General features: G+C 55.6%; 1 protein-coding gene and 1 pseudogene. Both read left to right on the forward strand.

The features are described from left to right. Window positions 1-471: 471 nt before the first annotated feature. Window positions 472-711, forward strand: coding sequence for a type II toxin-antitoxin system RelB/DinJ family antitoxin (locus PSOLE_RS23370; protein ID WP_039964104.1), 240 nt, complete (start codon window positions 472-474; stop codon window positions 709-711). Then, window positions 701-1,010 (forward strand): annotated as a pseudogene (locus PSOLE_RS23375) (type II toxin-antitoxin system RelE family toxin). Before PSOLE_RS23370 ends, PSOLE_RS23375 begins: the two are co-directional and overlap by 11 nt. Window positions 1,011-1,152 lie beyond the last annotated feature (142 nt).

Here is a 1,152-nt window from a genome sequence, read left to right on the forward strand (position 1 = left end):
CGCTTGGACTGGTGTCAATACTGGATACGATCACTCGGCTTAGCCGTATGGCCTGAACCGCCGTATACGGAACCGTACGTACGGTGGTGTGAGAGGACGGCGGGGGCGACCCCGCCTCCTACTCGATCGATCTGACTGAAACCTGGCGTGAAGCCAAGCATTCCATCTTTTCCAAGATCTTTGGTAAGGCATAGAAAACCGAGTCATTGACGCCTCGCTCAATGCTTGTTTTTTTGCACATTCGACGATGCTTATGCTGCGGACAGTAAGGGCTACGGCCTGTACGGTCGATTGCAATTGGCGGGTTGCCTCGTTTCTCCTGATTGGTTGATGAGTCGCTGTTGTTAATAAATTCTTGAGCAGCGTGGCGACAGGGATCAGCCCCATGTCCGCCAATCGTAGGCGAGCGGTTGCCAAATAAGCGCAAGAATGCCATCGTAATGACGAATGTCTTTACGCGGAGACGCCCCCTTGGCTTCGATCAATATCCGCATCGACGATGAGCTGAAAGTCCGGGCTTACCGGGAGCTGGAAAAGCTCGGCGTCACCCCCTCTGAACTGATGCGCCAGGCTTTGCAGTATGTGGCCGAGCGCGGACAGCTGCCATTTCGCCCGGTGCTGATGACCGAGGAAGATGAAGCGTTAATCGCCACGGTTCGTGAACGCCTGGCCGCTCCTCAGCGCGTGAAGGTTGCGCTGGATGACCTATAGCCTTGAGTTTGATGCGCGGGCACTGAAGGAGTGGAAAAAAGCTGGGTGATACCGTTCGCCAGCAGCTGAAGAAAAAGCTCGCTGAGGTATTGCTGAATCCGCGAATTGAAGCCAACCGGCTCCATTCGCTGCCGGACTGCTACAAGATCAAGCTGCGCAGCAGCGGCTATCGCTTGGTGTACCAGGTGATCGACCATGAGGTGGTGGTGTTTGTGGTCGCGGTTGATCGCCGTGAGCGCGAGCAGGCGTACCGCAAGGCTGTTGGCGCTGATGGAAAATTGACCCACCCTGCCGATTGAAATTTGACCCAGGGCGGATTGCTGATTTTGTTACCAGCAACTGTGGATAAGTCTACCAGCGCAGCTGCTGTTGCCCCCACTCCTTCGCTAGCCCAGTTCAGTTGTTTAAGACCTGCCACACGCAGCCATGTAGCAGGCCGTC

The sequence above is a fragment of the Pseudomonas oleovorans subsp. oleovorans genome, from assembly GCF_002197815.1.
In the GTDB taxonomy this organism is placed as follows: Bacteria; Pseudomonadota; Gammaproteobacteria; order Pseudomonadales; family Pseudomonadaceae; genus Aquipseudomonas; species Aquipseudomonas oleovorans.